A 20,541-nucleotide genomic window follows, 5' to 3' on the forward strand; every position below is an offset into this window, starting at 1 on the left:
ATACAGCGGTTTGTCACGCTTGTGACGTCCTCCCGCGCGCTTCCCTTGCAGAGGGGAGAGGGCTATCTCCTTGACGCTACTGGTTAAAAGCTGAGCTGGATTGCCAGAGATGCAGCAAGGAAAGTGCCAATTGTCCTGTCTGCGTGACCCGGATTGCCCTTTTTCCCCTTGAAAGACAGGGATCCATCCCCATAATAGCGCCAACATAGTCGGTCTGATGTCACTGGTCGCTCAGCCAGACGTCAAGGCCCTCGTAAGTAACCCCGGAATCTGGAGATGTCATGAACCACGAAGAGCAAAAGGTTGAAGCGATGGAGCAAGTGGAAGCCCAGCCAGTCGAGCCGACCGATGTAGACAGTGAAGTGACAGCCGAGCAGGCCCGTATCGCCGAACTGGAAGAGCAGCTGGAGACCGCCATCCAGAAGGCGGCGGAAGAGCGCGAACGCGCCCTGCGTACCGCTGCCGAAATGGAGAATCTGCGTCGTCGTACCGAGCTGGACGTGGAGAAGGCGCACAAGTTTGCGCTGGAGAAGTTCGCCGCCGAGCTGCTGCCGGTGCTGGACAACCTGGAGCGCGCCATCGAGCTCGCCGACAAGGAGAACGACGCCCTCAAGCCGATGGTGGAAGGTGTCGAGCTGACCCTCAAATCCATGCAGAGCGGTGTGGCCAAGTTCGGTCTGGTTGCGCTGGATCCGACCAACCAGCCGTTTGACCCCAATGCCCATCAGGCGATGAGCATGGTGCCGAGTGCCGATGTGGCGCCGAACACCGTGATCGCCGTGATGCAGAAAGGCTATGAGCTGAACGGTCGGGTGATCCGTCCGGCCATGGTCATGGTATCCAAGGCCGCCGACTGAGTCGGCACTTGATGCCCAGGCCCGCCGCTTGGCGGGCTTTTTGTTTATCTGTCTGGTCTGTCATGGACTGATCACGACAAAAGGTAGGGTTTTTGCGGGGCAGGGCTTGAAGTGGCCGCTTGCGACCCCATATAGGATGCAAGGCCACGGCGGCACAAAAAATTTGATGCCGGGAGCTTGAAAGCCAGATTGGCAGGCCCCACCTAGCCGTTAACGCATTAAGGCGAGTTCCTCGCCAGTTTATTCAAAGTATTTGGAGATTTCTCAAATGGGTAAAATCATCGGTATTGACCTGGGTACTACCAACTCCTGCGTTGCCATTCTGGACGGCGACACTGCTCGCGTGATCGAGAACGCAGAAGGCGATCGTACTACTCCGTCCATCATTGCCTATGCCGATGATGGCGAGATCCTGGTTGGTCAGCCGGCCAAGCGTCAGGCCATCACCAACCCGAAAAACACCCTGTTCGCCATCAAGCGTCTGATCGGCCGTCGTTTTGAAGATGACGAAGTACAGCGTGACCTGAAGATCATGCCGTACGCCATCGCCAAAGCCGACAACGGTGACGCCTGGGTTGAGGTGAAGGGCAAGAAAATGGCACCGCCGCAGATCTCTGCCGAAGTGCTGAAAAAGATGAAAAAGACCGCCGAAGACTACCTGGGCGAGCCGGTAACCGAAGCAGTTATCACTGTTCCGGCCTACTTCAACGACGCCCAGCGTCAGGCTACCAAGGATGCCGGTCGCATCGCCGGTCTGGATGTTAAGCGCATCATCAACGAACCGACTGCAGCTGCTTTCGCTTACGGCGTGAACAAGGTCAAGGGCGAGCGCAAGGTTGCCGTATATGACCTGGGTGGCGGTACTTTCGATATCTCCATCATCGAGATCGACGAAGTCGAAGGCGAAACCACCTTCGAAGTACTGGCGACCAACGGTAACACCCACCTGGGTGGTGAAGACTTCGACAATCGCGTCATCAACTATCTGGTAGATGAGTTCAAGCGTGAGCAGGGCATCGACCTGCGCAACGACCAGCTGGCTCTGCAGCGTCTGAAAGATGCCGCCGAGAAAGCCAAGATCGAGCTCTCTTCTGCCCAGCAGACCGACGTCAACCTGCCGTACATCACTGCAGATGCCACTGGTCCGAAGCACATGAACATCAAGGTGACCCGCGCCAAGCTGGAATCCCTGGTGGAAGACATGGTGAAGGACTCTCTGGAGCCGGTTCGCGTAGCTCTGAAAGACTCCGGTCTGGCAGTTGGCGAGATCGACGATGTGATTCTGGTTGGTGGTCAGACCCGTATGCCGCTGGTTCAGAAGACCGTTGCCGAGTTCTTTGGCAAAGAGCCGCGTAAAGACGTCAACCCGGACGAAGCCGTGGCCATGGGTGCTGCCATCCAGGGTGCCGTACTGTCCGGTGACAAGACCGACGTACTGCTGCTGGACGTTACCCCGCTCTCTCTGGGTATCGAAACCATGGGCAGTGTGATGACTGCGCTGATCGAGAAGAACACCACCATCCCGACCAAGAAGTCCCAGGTGTTCTCCACTGCCGAAGACAACCAGTCTGCCGTGACCATTCACGTGCTGCAGGGTGAGCGCAAGCGCGCCAGCGACAACAAGTCTCTGGGCCAGTTCAACCTGGAAGGCATCCGTCCGGCTCCGCGTGGTCTGCCGCAGATCGAAGTGACCTTCGACATCGATGCTAACGGTATCCTGCACGTCTCTGCGAAAGACAAAGAGACCAACAAAGAGCAGAAGATCACCATCCAGGCCTCCTCTGGTCTGTCTGATGACGAGATCGAACGCATGGTACGCGAAGCCGAAGCCAACGCGGCCGAGGACAAGAAGTTCGAAGAGCTGGTGCATGCCCGCAACCAGGCTGATGGTCTGGTTCACTCCGTACGCAAGCAGAGCACCGAAGCCGGTGAAGCCCTGCCTGCCGACGACAAGACCAAGATCGAAGCCGCTCTGAGCGAGCTGGAAACCGCCATCAAGGGTGACGACAAGGCTGCCATCGAAGCCAAACAGCAGGCTCTGCTGGAAGCGTCCCAGAAGCTGATGGAGATTGCCCAGCAGCAGGCTCAGGCACAAGGTGCCGCCGGTGCTGACGCCGGTCAGTCCTCCTCTTCTGCCAAGGCTGACGACGACGTAGTCGACGCCGAGTTCGAAGAAGTGAAAGACGACAAGAAGTAAGCCCGACCCAGATGGGCGAAGCAGGCTTCGCCCATCGGTTTAGTTTATGAATTCACGGGCGTTGGGTGACCAACGCCCGTCTGCGTAACCACAGGATGAGTATGTCGAAGCGCGATTTCTACGAGGTGCTGGGGGTATCGAAAGATGCCGACGAGCGCGAGATCAAGAAGGCGTACAAGCGTCTGGCCATGAAGTATCACCCTGACCGCAACCAGGGCGATGCCGGTGCCGAAGAGAAGTTCAAAGAGGTCAAGGAAGCCTACGAGATCCTGACCGATGCCAACCTGCGCGCCCGTTATGACCAGTACGGTCATGCCGGTGTCGACCCGAGCCAGGGTGGCGGTGGCCATGGTGGTTTCGGCGGTGGTGCCGACTTTGGCGACATCTTTGGCGATGTGTTCGGTGACATCTTCGGTGGCAGCCGTGGCGGTGGTCGTCGTGGCCCGGCCCGTGGTTCCGACCTGCGCTACACCATGGAGCTGACGCTGGAAGAGGCGGTACGCGGGGTCTCCAAGGAGATCAAGGTGCCGACCTTGGTTCACTGTGAAGTCTGTAACGGCTCCGGTGCCCATACCGGCAGCAGCGCCCAGACCTGCCCGACCTGCCATGGCTCCGGCCAGGTGCAGATGCGTCAGGGCTTCTTCGCGGTGCAGCAGGCGTGTCCGCACTGTCACGGTCGCGGCAAGATCATCAAGGATCCGTGCCGCAAGTGCCACGGTGAAGGTCGCTACCAGCGCACCAAGACCCTGTCGGTCAAGATCCCGGCAGGTGTCGATACCGGCGATCGCATCCGTCTCTCCGGCGAAGGGGAAGCGGGGGAAGCGGGGGCTCCGGCAGGGGATCTCTACGTACAGGTGCACGTCAAAGAGCACGAGATCTTCGTGCGTGACGGCAACAACCTCTACTGCGAAGTGCCCATCAGCTTCACCGCGGCGGCCCTGGGCGGTGAGATCGAAGTGCCGACCCTGGATGGCCGGGTCAAGCTCAAGGTCACTCCGGAGACCCAGACCGGCAAGATGTTCCGCATGCGTGGCAAGGGCGTGAAGTCAGTGCGCTCCGGCCAGGTAGGGGATCTGATGTGCAAGGTGGTGATCGAGACTCCGGTCAACCTCACCGAGCAGCAGAAAGAGCTGCTGCGCCAGCTGGACGAGTCGTTCAGCGGTGCTGCTGCCAAGACCCACAAGCCGAAATCGGAAGGCTTCTTCGAAGGGGTGAAACGCTTCTTCGACGATCTGACCAGCTGATTTCAGCCACCCGAATAAACATAGCCGGCCTTGTGCCGGCTCTTTTTTTGGCCTTTTTCGGTCAATCTGTGGTGCTGGCGCGCCAGAAGACCTGTTTGATATGGGGGTGAATACCCAGTTTGCCCATCAGGGCGTCGAGCTCGTCGCCATCGATGGAGGTGGCGAGCAGCACCGCCGAAATCTCCAGATCCCGTTCGCCAAACGGTTCGATGTCGAGCTCGCTCAGGGGGTAGTTGGCCTGCTCCAGCATCTCCTCCAGCCAGTGCAGCACCTCTTTCTGGTGCTCGCGCGGAGTGAGCGCCGTCACCTTGTAGGTCACCTCGGTGTCGAGATTATCCACCGGACGCCGGTTGATCTGATTGACCAGCGGCCGCAGCAGGGTGTTGGCGGCGAGCACGAACAGCGCCCCCAGAATCGCTTCTATAGCCAGACCGGCACCACAGGCGGCACCGACGGCGGCCACCCCCCACAGGGTCGCTGCGGTGTTGATGCCGCGGATATTGCCCGACTCGCGCATGATGACACCGGCGCCGAGAAAGCCGATGCCGGAGACGATATAGGCCACTACGTGGACCACGCTGTAGCTGCCACCGTGCAGGTCATAGATACGCTGGGCCAGATTGACGAACAGCGCGGCGCCCACGGCGACCAGCACGTTGGTACGCAGACCGGCGGTACGCTGTCGGTACTGGCGCTCCAGCCCGACCAGCGCCCCCAGCACGAAGGCCAGCATCAGGCTGGCTAGGGTATCGATCAGGGAGATCAGATCAAGTTGTTGCCACATTTTCATGGCCTGTTCCTTCTTGGTTGCCGATGGCCTTCGGGATGAGCGGGCTGCCAGATGGTGCTGGCATAACCCGGGCAGATAAGTAGACGCGCGTGGTGAAGGCCATCACAAAGGGGATGAGCACGCACGTCAAATGGGCCTGCCTCTCCCATTTGCACGGAGAAGCAGGCACTTTTTCACTCGGATTGAACGGGGCTGGCAAGCCCCGGAGTTAATGGTTTGGCTCAGTTGAGCTGGGGATTGCCATCACTGCGTGGCCGCAACTCCCAGCGCACCGGGTGTGCAACGCCCACCTGATGGACAAACTGCACCAGATAGCGGCGCTGGGGCGGGGTGCAGTGCACATTGAGCACCAGCTCCCGACCACCGCTGCGTCCCGGCCGCATCGACTGCATGGGCTGCAGGCCGGCAGGTTGCAGCGTGTGGTTCACCATCTCCAGCACCTGCTCCATATCGGCGCGATCCTCGCAGCGGATCTGCAGCCGGTAGTGGTGCTGGCGCTGTTTGCCGCGCAGCCAGAGTGGCAGCCAGCCACGACCCAGCTTGCTCAGCAGGGGATGAGCCTGTGTTGCCATCATCGGGTTGGCAACGGACTTGGTTGATACAAAACGCATAGCAGCCTCCTTGTGGGAAGCAGAAACTATGCAGGCATGACGGCCACGGCTTTTGGCCAATGGTCGCCAGACGTCAAGTGTAAAAAGAGAAGAGGGGAGTGGATTTCCGCTTCTCGCAGGGCTGCGAGCATGCGGCAGAGAAAGACCTGCGGCTAGCTCGCGACCTTGGTACCGGCTGACAGGGCCGGTCTACAACTGTCACTTGATGAGTTGCCCACTGATGGTCTCCGCTATTGATAAGAGGCTCGAATGATAGCCGAGCTGATGCAGAGGGTAAACCCCGAGCCAGTGGCGGAAACATCCTGAAACAAATTTGAGCTCTCACTTCGCCGCGACCGCTTGACGGCCGTTTGCGGTTGTCGAGCCGCCTTTATGCTGCTGGCCAGATCTTGCGCTGGAGCTAACAGACGGCTGACATGACCCATCCAACTCCGATCAAGCACGCTTATTTAAACCCAAGGCGCCTCAGGATGATGGCTGCCGGGCAGAAACCGGTGAAGGCGCTCTGGATCAGGTTGACCCCGACAAAGGCGCTCAACCAGACAAAACCCGGATGGACCCAGGTGGTAAGGATCAACGAGAGCAGCAACATGCAACCCGCGACGATTCTGACTCCGTTATCTACTGTCATGGCCTTTCTTCGCATCTATTTTAGATGTTGCTAATTTAGTGTTGTTTTATACAATAGAACAAATATCAGCAATTGCTAATTTACTCTTATGAGCCAATTCGACGAGATGAACAGACATGCGACAGCTGCCGCCTCCCTGCTCAAGGCGTTGGCTCATCCCGAACGCCTGATGGTGCTCTGCCAGCTGGTGGAGGGGGAGAAGGGGGTCGGGGAGCTGCTGGCCCATAGCCAGCTGGGGCAGTCGGCCTTCTCCCAGCAACTTTCGGTATTGAAGCGCTACGGCCTGATCCGTTCGCGCAAGGTCTCCCAGCAGATCTACTACTCGCTGGTGAGCGAGGTGGCCGCCGATGTGCTGACGGCGCTGCAAACCCATTTTTGTCACTCAGAAAATAAGGAATCTTGATGATGGAAAGCCAATGGCTGCTCTCTTTGGGCGGCGGCATGCTGGCAGGGCTGTCGGCCCTGATCCTGATGTTGTTCAACGGCCGGGTGGCCGGGATCAGCGGTATTCTGGCCGGTGCGCTGCAACACCGTGCGCCTTGGCGGGTGCTGTTTCTGCTGGGGCTGGGGGCGGGCGCTTGGTTAGCGCTGACTCTGGGTTGGGCCAGCATGCCTGCATTCACTACCTTGCCCGGTTGGCCGGTTGTGCTGCTGGCCGGTCTGCTGGTTGGCATCGGTACCCGTGTCGGCAATGGCTGCACCAGTGGCCACGGCATCTGCGGCATGGGGCGGCTCTCCCTGCGCTCCATCGTCGCCACCCTGACCTTTATGGCTGCTGGCTTTATCACCGTCTTCGTCACTCATCATCTGTCGTAAGGGGCTGATCGCCATGAAATTGCTGACAAGTTTGTTTGCGGGCCTGCTGTTTGGACTGGGTATGGCCATCTCCGGCATGGTGGATCCCGCCCGGGTCACCGGTTTTCTCGATCTGGCTGGGGCCTGGGATCCCAGCCTCGCCTTCGTGATGGGGGGGGCTCTGCTGGTCTTTATGCCGGGTTACTTCCTGCTGGTGAAACCCCGCCGCCAGAGTGTGCTGGGCGAGCCCATCGCGGCCGTACCTGCCCCAAAGCTGGATCGCAATCTGGTCGGTGGTGCTGCGCTGTTCGGTATCGGTTGGGGATTGGTGGGTATCTGCCCGGGGCCAGCCTTGAGTCTCATTTCCAGTGGTCAGCCCATGATACTGTTGTTTATTGCGGCGATGGTGGCCGGGATTTTGCTTGTTGATCGGGTCTTGGTAAAGGTGCGGGAGAAGCTCTGCCACCCCCGCTCTGCCTGAATGGATCGGGGAAGGAGAAATATCATGGAACAGATCCGCTTGTTGGGGGCCGCCATGCTGGCCGTGACCTCCGCTCTTGTCTCTCCGATGACATGGTCTGCCGAGGCGAATGGTGATGCCACCCTGACTCTGGTTCCCCATCAGGTGACCGACTGGCTGACGCTGGATGGCACTGTCAGTGCCATCAATCAGGGGACGGTGGCAGCCCAGACCAGCGGCCGGGTCTCCCGCATGCTGGTGGATGTGAACGATCAGGTGCAGGCGGGACAGCCGCTGCTCGAGATCAGCGGCAAGGAGCAGTTTGCCGCCGTTTCTGGTGCCGAGGCGCGGCTTGCCAGAGCCAAGGCCCAGCAGGTAGAGGCAGAGCGCCAGCTTGCCCGCTTTCAGGCGCTGATTGCCAAGGGGGTGATCACCCGCGCCCAGCTCGACAGAGCCCAGGCGACTGATCGCGCCGCCCGCGCCGAGGTCAATGCGGCCGATGCGGCCCTCACTCAGGCCCGCGAGGCTTACGGTTATACCCGCATTCTGGCTCCCTACGCCGGGGTGGTGACCAAGCGGTTGGTGGAGCTGGGGGAGACAGTTGCCCCCGGCACCCCTCTGCTCTCCGGCTTCTCCCTAGATACACTGCGGGTGGAGGTGGAGTTACCCCAATCCGCCCTGACGCTTGCTCGTGAGCCTGCGGATGTGCAGGTGCTGCTGCCGGATGGCAAGTCTGTTACCCCGGTCAAACTGACCCGCTTCAACTATGCCGACAGCCAGAGTCACGCCTTCAGGTTGCGCCTCGACTTGCCGCCGCAAACCACCGGGGTATTGCCCGGCATGTGGCTCAAGGTGCAGCTCAAGCAGGGTGAGCGTCAGGTGTTGCAAGTGCCGGATCGCGCTCTGCTGCGGCAAGGGGAGTTCAACGGCGTCTATCTGCAGCAACCCGCTGGCTGGGCTCTGACGCCGGTGCGGGTCGGCCATTGCTTTGAAGGGCAGTGCGAGATCCTGGCCGGTCTGCAAGCCGGTGACAAGCTGGCCTCCGATGGTTGGGCGCAGCAGCAGGAGGTGGCCCATGAGTAGCGAGCTGAACGGCAACAAGGAGAGGCTGGGGCCTGCCGGTCGTCTGGCTGCGCTGTTTCAGGGCTCGGCCATCACCCCGCTGCTGGCGCTGGTGGGGCTGTTGCTCGGCCTGTTTGCGGTGCTGGTGACCCCCAAGGAGGAGGAGCCGCAGATCGATGTCACCTTCGCCGATGTCTATATCCCCTTCCCGGGAGCCACGCCGGCAGAGGTGGAGTCTCTCGTCACCACCCCTGCCGAGCAGGTGGTCTCCCAGATAAAGGGAATTGATACCCTCTACTCTTTTTCCCAGCCCGATGGCGCCCTGCTGGTGGTGGTGTTCAAGGTGGGGGTGAGCCGCGAGCAGGCCATCGTCGATCTCAACAACCAGCTCGACTCCAACCGAGACTGGTTGCCACAGGGGATCGGAGTCGGTCAGCCACTGGTAAAACCCCGGGGGATCGATGATGTCCCCATCGTGAGTCTGACCTTATGGAGCAAAGATTGGAGCAAAGAGGGGAGCAAGCAACTGGGCGCCCCCGAGCTGACCCGGGTCGCCCATGAGCTGGAGACAGAACTCAAGCGCATTCCCGGTACCCGCGATATCTACAGCCTGGGGGGCCAACGTGCCATGCTGCGGGTGATGCCGGATCCGGCAGCCCTCAGCGCCCATGGCATCAGCTGGGGCGAGCTGAACCAGCGACTTGCGGCCGCCAATCAGGTAGGCACGACACAGGCTATCGAGCAGAACAACAGTGAGATTAAGGTGCAGGTGGGGCAGTTCCTGCAAAGTGAGCAGGAGGCCCGCGAGCTGGTGGTGGGGCTGCACGACGGCAAGCCGGTCTATCTGGGGGAGGTGGCCAGGGTCTCTCTGGGTCAGGAGACTCCGACCAAGCGCAGCTGTATGGGGCAGGGGCAAGCCAGTTATCCGGCGGTGACGCTGGCCATCGGCAAGCAGCCCGGCCAGAACGCGGTTGATGTGGCCAAGCGGGTGGAAGAACGGGTCGAGAGTTTGCAGAACCGGCTCATCCTTGCCGGGGTCGAGGTGACGGTGACTCGGGACTACGGCGTCACCGCCGAGACCAAATCCAACACCCTGATCGGCAAGCTGATTTTTGCCACTACGGCGGTGGTGCTGCTGGTGCTGGTGAGCATGGGTTGGCGCGAGGCGCTGGTGGTGGGCGTTGCTATCGTCATCACCCTGGCGCTGACCCTGTTTGCCAGCTGGGCCTGGGGGTTTACCCTCAACCGGGTATCGCTGTTTGCGCTGATCTTCTCCATCGGCATTCTGGTGGATGACGCCATCGTGGTGGTGGAGAACATCCACCGCCATCGCGGTTTGAGCAGGGGGTCGCTCAAGGATCTGATTCCGGGGGCGGTGGACGAGGTGGGCGGGCCGACCATACTGGCGACCCTGACTGTCATCGCGGCCCTGCTGCCGATGGCCTTTGTCAGTGGCCTGATGGGCCCCTACATGAGCCCCATCCCCATCAATGCCAGCATGGGGATGCTTATCTCCCTGCTGGTGGCCTTTATCTTCTCACCCTGGCTGGCGAGCCATTTGCTCAAGGAGGAGGCGCACGGTGCCCACGGCGAGGCCAAGGCTGGTCTTTTTCACCGGCTGATGACTCCTTTCCTGATCGGTGACGGCGCCAAGAAATCCAGACACAAGCTCTGGTTGGCTATCCTGCTGCTGGTTGCGGGAGCCGCCGCCATGCCCATGGTGCAGTGGGTGGTGCTCAAGATGCTCCCCTTCGACAACAAATCGGAATTTCAGCTGGTGCTCGATATGCCGGAGGGGGCGACCCTGGAGCAGACCGAGCGCACCCTGCTGGCGGTCGGACGGGAGCTTGCCAAGGTGCCCGAGGTGAAGGATTACCAGATCTACGCCGGCACCGCTGCTCCCATCAATTTCAACGGGCTGGTGCGTCACTACTTCATTCGCAGCGGCGCCAACGTGGGGGATATTCAGGTCAATCTGGTAGACAAGCATGAGCGCCATCGCAGCAGCCACCAGATTGCCCAGTCGGTCCGGGCCCCACTGCAGGCCATCGCCAGCGCGGTGGGAGGCAATCTCAAGGTGGTAGAAGTGCCGCCCGGCCCGCCGGTCTGGTCCCCCATAGTCGCGGAAGTGTATGGCCCGACTCAGGCCGCCCGCGAAGCGGCGGCGCGCGCCGTACAGGCCCGTTTTGTGGCCACAGCGGATCTGGTGGACGTGGATATCTATCTGACCGACCCGCAGCCCAAGTGGCGGCTGGTGATCGATCGCAGCAAGGCGGCCCTGCTCGGGGTCGATCTCGGGGATCTGGTGAACACCCTCAATGGCGGGGTGGGTTATCAGGATGCCAGCTGGCTGCAGGGGCACGGCGCCAAGTATCCGGTGCCGATCCGCATCGAACTCGCCCCCGGTGACAAACGGGATCTGGCGGGCGTACTGGCCCTCAAGGTGCGCAGCCAGAGCGGCCAGCTCATCCGGGTATCCGAGCTGGTGAGCCGCCGTGATGAGGTGGCCCCCGGGTATATCATGCACAAGAACATGCTGCCCATGGTGATGGTGGTAGCCGACATGGGGGGCCATACCGACAGCCCGCTCTACGGCATGTTTAGCGCTGGTGCCGACATCTCGCTGCCCCAGTATTACGTGCAGCAGCCCGACAAGCTGGGAGAGGTGGCGCTGTTGTGGGACGGGGAGTGGAAGATCACTTACGAGACCTTCCGCGATATGGGCATCGCATATGGGGTGGGGATGATCCTCATCTACCTGCTGGTGGTGGCCCAGTTCCGCTCCTATCTGGTGCCGCTCATCATCATGGCCCCCATTCCGCTCACCCTCATCGGGGTGATGCCGGGCCACGCCCTGCTGGGGGCCCAGTTTACCGCCACCTCGATGATCGGGATGATTGCGCTCGCCGGGATCATCGTACGCAACAGCATCCTGCTGGTGGACTTTATCGAGCAGCAGCGGGCGAGTGGCGTGGTGTTCGAACAGGCAGTGATTGCGGCGGCGCAGGTGCGGGCCAAACCCATTATGCTGACCGCGTTGGCGGCGATGATCGGGGCCCTGTTCATCCTCGATGATCCCATCTTCAACGGGCTGGCCATCAGCCTGATTTTCGGGATCCTGGTCTCCACTTTGCTCACCCTGGTGGTGATCCCGCTGCTCTACTACAGCCTGATGTCGCGCCGTGGGGTCGCGATCACGGCAAACGAGCCGGGCGCACAATGACAGAAGGGCCACCTGGGTGGCCCTTCTCGTTTCACACATTCAGGTGGCCGGGGCGCTGAGTCAGCGTCCCTTCAGCAGCGGGAAGTAGCGTCGGTCAGCCTGACTCATATGGCCGACAACCAGCTCCTGAATGATGAAGTTGAGCAACTCGTCGTTGCCGAGGGTGCCTGCGCGGGCGGCGGTCATCAGCTGGCTGGCTTTTTGCAGCAGTTGCTGATGGTCCTGACGGTGGGTCTCGAGCTCGGGGTAATCGAGCTCGGCCAGCAGGCTCTCCTCGAAGGTGAAGTGGTGGTGCGCCATCTCGAACAGGTTCTCCAGACTCTCCAGATAGAGGGCGGGATGGGCCTCGTGATCCTTCATCCGCTCCAGCAGCCGGTTGGTGAGCACAAAGAGCTGGCGATGTTCGGCATCAATGCGGGGATGGCCGCACTCGTGGCTGCCTTGCCACACCAGCGAGCCCTGCGCGGGATCGAGCCCGGCGGTATAGAGACAGACCCGGCCACGGCCACGGTTTTTCGCCTGATACATCGCCTGATCCGCGTGGTGCATCAGGGTTTTTGCATCCTCGCCGTGCTCCGGATAGAGAGCAATCCCGATACTGCTGGAGATGCGCAGCTCCTGCTCGTCGCTCATCCTGAACGGGTGACGCAGGCTGTGATGGAGGTGGTCGGCGATGGTCAGCGCCTCGTCGCTGGTGTCGGGCAGCAGGATAACAAATTCGTCGCCGCCAAGGCGTGCCACCAGATCATGTTCCCGCACGCAGTAGCGCATCCGCTTGGCCACCATATTGAGCAGCACATCGCCGGTCTCGTGGCCGAAGGTGTCGTTGATCGGCTTGAAGTGATCGAGATCGATGAACATCAGTGCCAATGGTTGGTCGGCGTTGTGCTCCAGCGCCTCTTTCAGCCGTTGCTGCAGCAGACGGCGGTTGGGCAGACCGGTCAGGGGATCGTAGAAGGCGAGGCGGCGCATCATCTCCTCGCGGGCCGCCCGCTCGGTGATGTCGCGGGTTACCCCCAGAATGGCTTCCGGCTCCCCCTGCTCGTTGCCGTGCAGGGTGGTGATGGTCTCGGTGGCTACCAGATGGCCATCCTTGTGGCGCAGATCGGTGCGAATGACGCTGCGGGTCTGCTCATGTTCACCGCGATACCAGGCGGCGAGGGTGGCGGTGATCTCCTCCTTGAGTTTTATGCGCGCGGCATCGGGCAGCAGCTTCTTGAACGGCAGGGCGAACAGCTCGCTCGCGTTGTAACCGCTCAGCGGCTGGATGGCCGGGCTGATGTAGCGAAAGCGCAGGCTGGCGGTATCCATGGTCCAGATCACGTCGGCGCTGTTCTCCGCCACGAAGCGGTAGTGCTGCTCGCTCTGGGCCAGCTCGCGGGTGAGGCGCTGGCGGTCGCGCGACTCCTGACGCAGACGCAGGTAGAGGTGGAGGAAGATGCCGAGCAGGATTAGCAGGGTAAAGGTGATCAGCATGGCGATGGCCACGCTCTTGTCGAGCAGTTGCCGCTGCTGGCGCAGCCGCTCCTGGGCTGGATTATAGAGAAAGCGATCGAGGCTGATGTCGGAGGCGAGCAGGCCCGCCTCCCGATAGATATTGGCGATCTGCTGCCAGCGCTCCGGCTGCATGTATCCCGGCTCGACAAAGTCGGGCTGCATCAGCGAGCGGGTCTCGCGCGCTTCAAAGGTGAGTTGCTCCCGTCCGGCCCCGCTAGGGTAGTGCTCCATGATCCAGTCGATCATCTCCTCCGGATTATCCATGGCATAGCGCCAGCCGCGCAGGCTCGCCTGACGAAAGGCAAAGACCCGGCCGGGGCGGGTCGCCAGCTCCCGCTCGGAGGTAAATAGGTTGTCGGCGTAAAAGTCGTTGTTGGCGCTGCGGGGACTGAAGACCCGATAGGGGATCTCCTTTTGCTGCAGGTAGAAGGGCTCCGTGGTGCTGTAGGCGCTGATGGCATCCACCTTGCCTGAGAGCAGCGCTTCGACGCCGTTGTCGTAGGGGTGGATCTGCCACGTCCGGGCGGGAATATGTTTGCTGAGATAGGTGAGCAGCTCGCCGGAGCCGGGTTCCAGCATCAGCCGCTTGCCGGCGAGATCGGCGGCATTGCGGATATCGGGTCGATCGAGCGTCAGCAGCAGCAGGGGAGAGTGCTGCAACATGGCTGCCAGCACCACCACCGGCTTGCCGGCGGCGCGGGCCAGCAGCAAGTCGCTGCCGCTGATGCCAAACTGCGCCTGGCCATTGGTCACTGCTTTGACCACATCGGTGCGGGGCGTGGCTTCGCGCAGGGTGACGTTGAGCCCGGCTTCACGGTAGTAGCCCTTGGCAATGGCAGCGTAGTAACCGGCAAACTGGAACTGATGCTGCCAGGAGAGCTGGAGTGTGACTTGCTCTTCGGCCTTCAGTGGCACGCTTGCAAGCGCAGAGAACATCCAGCTGGCCAGCATGGGCAGGAACCAGAGCGTACAGCGTGGGGAGGGTTCGAGCTCCGTCATACAGGGTGTCTCTCGGGAGGCGGTATCAGAGCTAGAGTCAAACAATTTTTTGTAACCTGCAATAGGGGAAAAAGGCTAGCGGAGCAGGGCAGTAGCGGTATAAGAATTTGTTTTTGTGTTTTTCATCACACTAATTGCCTGCGAAGTCTGTTTTCACAACTTGCCTGCCCCATCCCGGAGTCATATGGCTTGCGAAAATGGCTGCATTTTAGCCATTATCATGCCGTTTTTTCCTCCGAATCTTCGTTTAAATTGCCGCTTTTTGTCGGGAAAGCGTCAGCCTGTGTCGTCATGTCATGCGATACTTCTGCGATGTTTTCAACATGAGGGAAATATGTATTCAGGTTGTTTGTTGATGGTTAAATCAGCCTCGTCACCCGGTTGGCGAGCTCTGGTGTTATGATGTTACCCCCTGTTCCGGATAAGGCTGTTTCATGTCCCGTTTGCGTCTGCTTGTCTCCGACTCTCACGATCCCCTCTTCAACCTCGCCGTCGAGGAGTGCATCTTCCGCCAGATGGATCCCCGTCAACGGGTGCTGTTCCTCTGGCGCAACGCCAATACCGTGGTGATTGGCCGTGCCCAGAACCCGTGGAAGGAGTGCAACACTCGCCGCATGGAAGAGGACGGAGTGACGCTGGCGCGCCGCAGCAGCGGTGGTGGCGCCGTGTTTCACGACCTTGGCAACAGTTGCTTCACCTTCATGGCGGGCAAGCCGGAGTATGACAAGAGCGTCTCCACCGCCATCGTGCTGGACGGGCTCAAGGGATTGGGGATCGAGGCGTTTGCCTCCGGTCGCAACGATCTGCTGGTGGCGACTCCGGACGGGGAGCGCAAGGTATCGGGGTCGGCCTATCGGGAGACTCTGGATCGCGGTTTTCACCACGGCACCCTACTGCTGGACGCCGATCTCGGCCGCCTTGCCAACTACCTCAACCCCGACCCCAAGAAGCTGGCGGCCAAGGGGATCACCTCGGTGCGCAGCCGGGTGGCCAACCTGTGCGAACTGCTGCCGGGGATCGACCATCAACAGGTGAGCGAGGCGCTGCAGGAAGCCTTCTTCCACCATTACGGTGCGCGAGTTGAGCCCGAGCATATCTCCCCCGAGCAGATGCCGGATCTGCCGGGCTTTGCCGAGACCTTCGCCCGTCAGCGCAGTTGGGAGTGGAACTATGGTCATGCCCCGGCGTTCAGCCATCTGCTGGAGGAGCGGTTCAGCTGGGGCGGGGTGGAGCTGCACTTTGATGTGGAAAAAGGGGTCATCACCCGGGCGCAGCTCTTCAGCGATACTCTGGAGCCGGCCCCCTTTGATCTGCTGGCGGCCGAACTGGCGGGTTGCGGCTATCGACCGGACGCTGTCGCCGCGCGTCTGCAGCCCTGGTTGGCGGCCTTCCCGCAGCAGCAGAGCGAGCTGGCGGAGTTTGCCCGGTGGCTGTTGGCCTCCCTGCGCTGATGGCGGTCCGTTAGTGCGTTGTCAGCCAGGATGAGAGCAAGATCACGAAATATAAAGAGGCGCCTCAAAGGCGCCTTTTTGCCAGCCCTTGTGATGGCTGATACATGACAAAAAGTAGGGTAGGCCATTAGATATTATCACTGTCGGCCCCGCTGGCACAGGGGTATAACGGCCGCACATTTGCTGTACTAATGGTATAAAAATGAGTGACTTAGTTTATCTTCAAGACGACAGAGTCAATGCCGTCCACCCCGATTTCTCCGCCCGTTTCGCCACAGTCAAAGCCAACTTTTTCTCGCGCAATCCCGATCTATGGCCGGTTTTTCGCGAACCCGGATTTGCCACCCTCAATGAATTTCGGGCCCGTGGCCTGGCCCCGGATGCCCGCCTGAACGCCTGGCCAGATGGCCGCGCCCGCCTTGCCGATCTCTGCGAGACCATGCCGGTGCCCGCCACCATGCGCACCCCGGGCGAGCCGATGGCCGAGCTGCTGTTTGCCGCCGCCTTGTCGAAGGATTGGGAGAACCCCTCCAGCGTCGAGAACGTCATCACCATGTCGGCGGATCCCGCCATCTACGGTGCCCAGCTGGGCATTCTGGCCAACCCCAATCTGGTCTACTCCGAATATGCCGGGGTGGCCGAGGAGCTGGAGAAGAAGGTGGTACGCCAGATTGCGCTGCTGGCGGGTTATGATCCCGAACGTGCCACCGGCATCTTCACCCAGGGGGGCACCTTCTGTAACCTCTATGGCTACCTGCTCGGCATTCGCAAAAGCCTGCCGGAGGCCAAGCACAAGGGGCTCGGCCACTATCAGGATTACCGCATCATCAACTCCCAGGGCGGTCACTACTCCAACATCACCAACCTCTCCCTGCTCGGGGTCGATATCGAGAACAAGACCATCCGCATTCAGGTCGGCGAGAACAATGACATCGATCTTGACCACCTCGAGCGCACCCTGACCGCCTGTTTTGCCCTGAAGCACGTGGTACCCACCATCATGCTCACCATGGGCACCACCGATACCTTCGGGGTGGATCAGGTGAAACCCGTGTTCGAGCTGCGCAATCGCCTCTGCGAGCAGTTCGAAGTGGCAGTCAAACCGCATATCCACGTCGATGCCGCCATCGGCTGGTCGATGATCTTCTTCCTCGATTACGACTTTGCCGCCAACCCGCTTGGCATCAATGCCGCGACCCTGGCCGGGATCGAACGCAACGTGGCGCGCTTTGCCGAGCTCAAATATGCCGACTCCTTTACCGTCGACTTCCAGAAGTGGGGCTATGTGCCCTACACCTCCAGTCTGGTGATGATTAAAGAGCAGGATGACCTCAAGGCGATGGAGAATGACCCGGAGAACTTCTCCTATTTTGAGCGGGACATTCAGGGCCAGACCCACCTGCAATCCACCATCGAGTGCTCCCGCGGCGCGAGCGGTCTGTTCGGTGCCTATGCGGCGCTCAACTATATGGGGGTGGAGGGGTATCGCACCGTGCTGGCCCACTGCCTGCAAAATGCCAACTACTTCCGCTTCCGGTTAAGCCAGCTCGGCAACGTCAAGCTGGTGGCGCAGGAGAATCAGGGGCCGAGCGTCGGCTTCAAGATCTACAACCCCGAGTGGGTGAGTGACCCAGAAGCCGAGTTCGCCTTCGAGCTGGCCCGCTCCAGCGACCCTGCCTACAAGGCGCGGCTGCAGCGCAACACCGATTACCACCGCAGCCTGTTCAAGGGGCGCGGCAAGGTGGGGCTCTACACCAACTGGGTGGAGGCGGTGGCCCACTCAGACTACGACGCCCGCGGCAAATACTCCTACATCGCCGGGGAGAAGGCGGTCTTTATGAATCCGGCCTGCACTCGCGAGCAGATCGACGCCTTTATCGACCATATTCGCTGTTGATGGCGGTTGCCCTGACTGCTGAGCGCGGTCAATGGTGGCAAGAGGTGGTTGGGGTGTATCACGCCAACAGATAGACAAAGGGCAAGCCGGTTGGCTTGCCCTTCTGTTTTCACGACGGTATGCGAAAGCGGTGGAAAAGGCCGGGCTCAGAGGGCCAGTAGTTGCTCATTCTCGACAATCTCGCACCCGGCGGGCAGTTTCGAGAGGGCGATCATGGCGCGGGCCACCTGACGGGCCTCGATGGCGCGCCAGCGGGCGAGCTTGCCTACCAGCAGTGGCCGAAACAGCGGGTAGATGGTCTGAAAGATCTGCTCGGAGAGGCGCGGTGGCTGGCGATCTCCGAGCAGCATAGCGGGCCGCACGATGGCGAGCCGTGGCCAGGATTGGGCCAGCAGGGCCTGCTCCATCTCCCCCTTGGTACGCGGATAGAGAGCCGGGGACGATGCACTGGCCCCCATGCTTGAGACCACGATGAGCCGTTGACAACCGTGGCGGCGGGCCAGATCGGCAAAGGCGACCACATAGTCGAGATCGACCCGGCGAAATGCCTCGGCAGAGCCCGCCTCCTTGCGGGTGGTACCAAGGGTACAGAAGGCGATATCGACCGGGCGGGAGAGGGTGACGCTGGCCAGATCATCAAAATTGACCGGCAGCCAGTGGTGCGCCTCCTTGCCCGGCTTGCGACAGAGCAGGGTCAGTTCATGTTCGGCAGGCAGTTGCTGCACCAGTTCGCGACCGATCAGGCCGCTGGCCCCGGCAATCAGGATCCGGCTCATGGGGATTCTCCCTGTGTCATTCGATGGTGTTGATGCCATGGTGGCTGCTCATCAGCATCAGGCAATTTGCGGGTAGCTGCAATGGGGGAGATGACACTGTATCCCCTGACAGGATCACGGGCAGGATGCATAACGCGGGGCTGGATAAAACAAAACCGGCGCGAGGCCGGTTTTGCGGTATATCAGAGCGGGGTATTGAAAGCTGCTGGCAGCGGGAAGTCACCCGTCACTGTGGTCAGCCTGTCGTTGGCGAAGGTGACGGTGAGCTCTTTGCGCTCCTTGTCGCCGTGGCCCGGCTGGAATTCATAGAGGTAGTACCAGGTGTTGGGGTCAAAGCCGTCACGCAGCATGGGGGTCCCCAGCACATAGCTGACCTGCTCGCGGGTCATCCCCTGGCGCAGTTTGTCGACCTGTTTTTGTTCCACATAGTTGCCCTGGGGAATATCGATACGATAGACCAGGCTGCAACCGGAGAGGGTGAGGGCGGTCAAAGCCGCGGCAATCAGGTGTTTCATCCGCATATCGAGTTCAGATCATCCATACAGTCTTTTTTGGCTCGGCAAATCATACCGACTCCCTCCACGGAAGTAAAAAGCCATTGATCCATCAGCCAATAAAAAGGGCCGCACTGCGACCCTTTCTGGCAATCCGGTGGCCGTTACATGGCGGCGCGGAAGATGGCAACGATCTCTTCGTGGCTGGCCTGTTTCGGGTTGGTGAAGCCGCAGGCATCTTTCAGAGCGTTGCTGGCCAGGGTATCGAAGTCGTCGGCCTTGACGCCGAGCTGCTCCAGACCGGCCGGGATCTTCACATCCAGCGCCAGCTGCTTGATGGCGGCAATGGCAGCGGCGGCGCCCTGTTCGTCGCTCATGGCACTCACGTCCACCCCCATGTAGCGGGCGACATCCTTCAGACGAGCGGCGCTCACCTGGGCGTTGAACGCCTGAACGTGGGGCAGCAGCACGGCGTTGCAGACACCGTGGGGCAGGTCATAGAAACCGCCCAGCTGGTGGGCCATGGCGTGCACATAGCCCAGGCTTGCGTTGTTGAAGGCCATGCCGGCCAGGAACTGGGCATAGGCCATCTGCTCGCGGGCGTGCAGATCATCGCCGTGGTGAACGGCGGTGCGCAGGTGCTTGGCGATCAGCTCGATGGCCATCACGGCGCTGGCATCGGTCACCGGGGTGGCGATGGTGGAGACATAGGCCTCGATGGCGTGGGTCAGGGCATCCATACCGGTGGCGGCGGTGAGACCGGCCGGCTTGGCCAGCATCAGCTCGGGGTCGTTGACCGACATCAGCGGGGTAACGTGCTTGTCGATGATGGCCATTTTCACGTGGCGCGCTTCGTCGGTAATGATGCAGAAGCGGGTCATCTCGGAGGCGGTACCGGCGGTGGTGTTGATGGCGATAAGCGGCAGTTGCGGTTTGGCGGAGCGATCCACCCCTTCGTAATCCTTGATGCTGCCACCGTTGGCGGCGACCAGCGCGATGCCCTTGGCACAGTCGTGGGGCGAGCCGCCACCCAGCGAGATGACACAATCGCAGCCGTTGGCCTTGATCATGGCCAGACCCGCTTCGACGTTGCTGGTAGTGGGGTTGGGTTTGGTCTCATCGAAAACAGCGCTTTCAATACCATGTTCAGCCAGCAGGGTGGTGAGCTTGGCGACCACGCCGATCTGGTTGAGAATTTTGTCGGTGACGATCAACGCCTTGCGATAGCCGTAACCCTTGATATCGGCGGCAGCCTCTTGCAGACAGCCGGCACCCATCAGGTTGATAGCGGGAATATAGAACTTGAATGTAGCCATGATGGACTTCCTATAGTTAGCCATTAAGTGGTAGTTGAGAGCTAGGCTACCATCTAGAAAGGGATACAAAAGCATCTTGTTTACAACTTTACGGGGTCGATCACGAGTCGTTAATTAAGCGCTGAACCAGGCTTGACTTTCCCGCATCTGACTCGATTTGCAGAAAAACGTTTGTCAATTATTTCATTGAGTTAGCAAACGTTTTGCGCAATGTTTGTCACTGTCAATGCGTGGAAGTGTG

Annotated in this window: 17 protein-coding genes; 10 read left to right on the plus strand and 7 right to left on the minus strand. The window is 60.6% G+C overall.

Translation table 11 applies throughout. The features are described from left to right. Nucleotides 1–281 precede the first annotated feature (281 nt). From grpE to dnaJ, 3 genes are all read left to right on the plus strand, one after another. Nucleotides 282–857 (plus strand): nucleotide exchange factor GrpE, encoded by a 576-nt coding sequence (gene grpE, locus WE862_RS11045; RefSeq protein ID WP_033113489.1) that lies wholly within the window; start codon nt 282–284, stop codon nt 855–857. A 268-nt stretch (nt 858–1,125) separates the two neighbouring features. Next, nucleotides 1,126–3,054: a molecular chaperone DnaK gene (dnaK, locus tag WE862_RS11050; RefSeq protein WP_042032489.1), complete on the plus strand. Its 1,929-nt coding sequence runs from the start codon at nt 1,126–1,128 to the stop codon at nt 3,052–3,054. A gap of 101 nt (nt 3,055–3,155) precedes the next feature. Beyond that, complete coding sequence (gene dnaJ / locus WE862_RS11055; RefSeq protein ID WP_033113491.1) at nt 3,156–4,298, plus strand: molecular chaperone DnaJ; 1,143 nt, start codon at nt 3,156–3,158, stop codon at nt 4,296–4,298. A 61-nt stretch (nt 4,299–4,359) separates the two neighbouring features. Here dnaJ and WE862_RS11060 read toward each other — a convergent pair whose 3' ends face one another. From WE862_RS11060 to WE862_RS11070, 3 genes are all read right to left on the minus strand, one after another. Continuing rightward, nucleotides 4,360–5,088, minus strand: coding sequence for an MgtC/SapB family protein (locus WE862_RS11060; RefSeq protein ID WP_042032490.1), 729 nt, complete (start codon nt 5,086–5,088; stop codon nt 4,360–4,362). A gap of 221 nt (nt 5,089–5,309) precedes the next feature. After that, nucleotides 5,310–5,699 (minus strand): hypothetical protein, encoded by a 390-nt coding sequence (locus WE862_RS11065; RefSeq protein ID WP_042032493.1) that lies wholly within the window; start codon nt 5,697–5,699, stop codon nt 5,310–5,312. Nucleotides 5,700–6,144: 445 nt separating this feature from the next. After that, nucleotides 6,145–6,330, minus strand: a complete 186-nt coding sequence (locus tag WE862_RS11070) for a YgaP family membrane protein (protein WP_042032494.1) — start codon at nt 6,328–6,330, stop codon at nt 6,145–6,147. 88 nt (nt 6,331–6,418) lie between these two features. Here WE862_RS11070 and WE862_RS11075 point away from each other — a divergent pair, with 88 nt between their 5' ends. Genes WE862_RS11075 through WE862_RS11095 form a run of 5 tightly spaced genes read left to right on the plus strand, consistent with a single transcriptional unit; the run spans nt 6,419 to nt 11,870 of the window. After that, on the plus strand, nt 6,419–6,733 hold the full coding sequence (locus WE862_RS11075) for an ArsR/SmtB family transcription factor (RefSeq protein WP_042032495.1): 315 nt from the start codon (nt 6,419–6,421) through the stop codon (nt 6,731–6,733). After that, nucleotides 6,733–7,146, plus strand: coding sequence for a YeeE/YedE family protein (locus tag WE862_RS11080; protein ID WP_042032496.1), 414 nt, complete (start codon nt 6,733–6,735; stop codon nt 7,144–7,146). Before WE862_RS11075 ends, WE862_RS11080 begins: the two co-directional genes overlap by 1 nt. Before the next feature lie 13 nt (nt 7,147–7,159). Beyond that, nucleotides 7,160–7,606, plus strand: a complete 447-nt coding sequence (locus tag WE862_RS11085) for a YeeE/YedE family protein (protein ID WP_042032497.1) — start codon at nt 7,160–7,162, stop codon at nt 7,604–7,606. 24 nt (nt 7,607–7,630) lie between these two features. Further along, nucleotides 7,631–8,668, plus strand: a complete 1,038-nt coding sequence (locus WE862_RS11090) for an efflux RND transporter periplasmic adaptor subunit (RefSeq protein WP_042032498.1) — start codon at nt 7,631–7,633, stop codon at nt 8,666–8,668. Then, nucleotides 8,661–11,870 carry an efflux RND transporter permease subunit gene (locus WE862_RS11095; protein WP_042032499.1) on the plus strand — a complete coding sequence of 1,070 codons (3,210 nt, stop codon included), beginning with the start codon at nt 8,661–8,663 and terminating at the stop codon, nt 11,868–11,870. The genes WE862_RS11090 and WE862_RS11095 overlap by 8 nt, the downstream gene beginning before the upstream one ends. A 60-nt stretch (nt 11,871–11,930) precedes the next feature. On the opposite strand, the gene WE862_RS11100 is transcribed toward WE862_RS11095, so the two are convergent. Beyond that, entirely contained in the window at nt 11,931–14,366 is a 2,436-nt protein-coding gene (locus WE862_RS11100) for a diguanylate cyclase domain-containing protein (protein WP_042032500.1), read from the minus strand. 434 nt (nt 14,367–14,800) lie between these two features. Here WE862_RS11100 and WE862_RS11105 point away from each other — a divergent pair, with 434 nt between their 5' ends. Next, nucleotides 14,801–15,817: a lipoate--protein ligase A gene (locus tag WE862_RS11105; protein WP_042032501.1), complete on the plus strand. Its 1,017-nt coding sequence runs from the start codon at nt 14,801–14,803 to the stop codon at nt 15,815–15,817. A gap of 202 nt (nt 15,818–16,019) precedes the next feature. Further along, complete coding sequence (locus WE862_RS11110; RefSeq protein WP_042032502.1) at nt 16,020–17,714, plus strand: pyridoxal phosphate-dependent decarboxylase family protein; 1,695 nt, start codon at nt 16,020–16,022, stop codon at nt 17,712–17,714. A gap of 146 nt (nt 17,715–17,860) precedes the next feature. On the opposite strand, the gene WE862_RS11115 is transcribed toward WE862_RS11110, so the two are convergent. The 3 genes from WE862_RS11115 to yiaY form a co-directional block, all read right to left on the minus strand. After that, nucleotides 17,861–18,490, minus strand: a complete 630-nt coding sequence (locus WE862_RS11115) for an NAD(P)H-binding protein (RefSeq protein ID WP_042032503.1) — start codon at nt 18,488–18,490, stop codon at nt 17,861–17,863. Nucleotides 18,491–18,672: 182 nt separating this feature from the next. After that, nucleotides 18,673–19,011, minus strand: coding sequence for an outer membrane protein assembly factor BamE (gene bamE, locus WE862_RS11120; RefSeq protein ID WP_005337980.1), 339 nt, complete (start codon nt 19,009–19,011; stop codon nt 18,673–18,675). Between the two features lie 137 nt (nt 19,012–19,148). Beyond that, the gene (yiaY, locus tag WE862_RS11125; protein WP_005359322.1) at nt 19,149–20,300 is read right to left on the minus strand and encodes an L-threonine dehydrogenase; all 1,152 of its coding nucleotides are present in this window, start codon (nt 20,298–20,300) and stop codon (nt 19,149–19,151) included. Nucleotides 20,301–20,541: the final 241 nt, after the last annotated feature.

The sequence above is a fragment of the Aeromonas jandaei genome (assembly GCF_037890695.1).
Lineage (GTDB): Bacteria > Pseudomonadota > Gammaproteobacteria > Enterobacterales > Aeromonadaceae > Aeromonas > Aeromonas jandaei.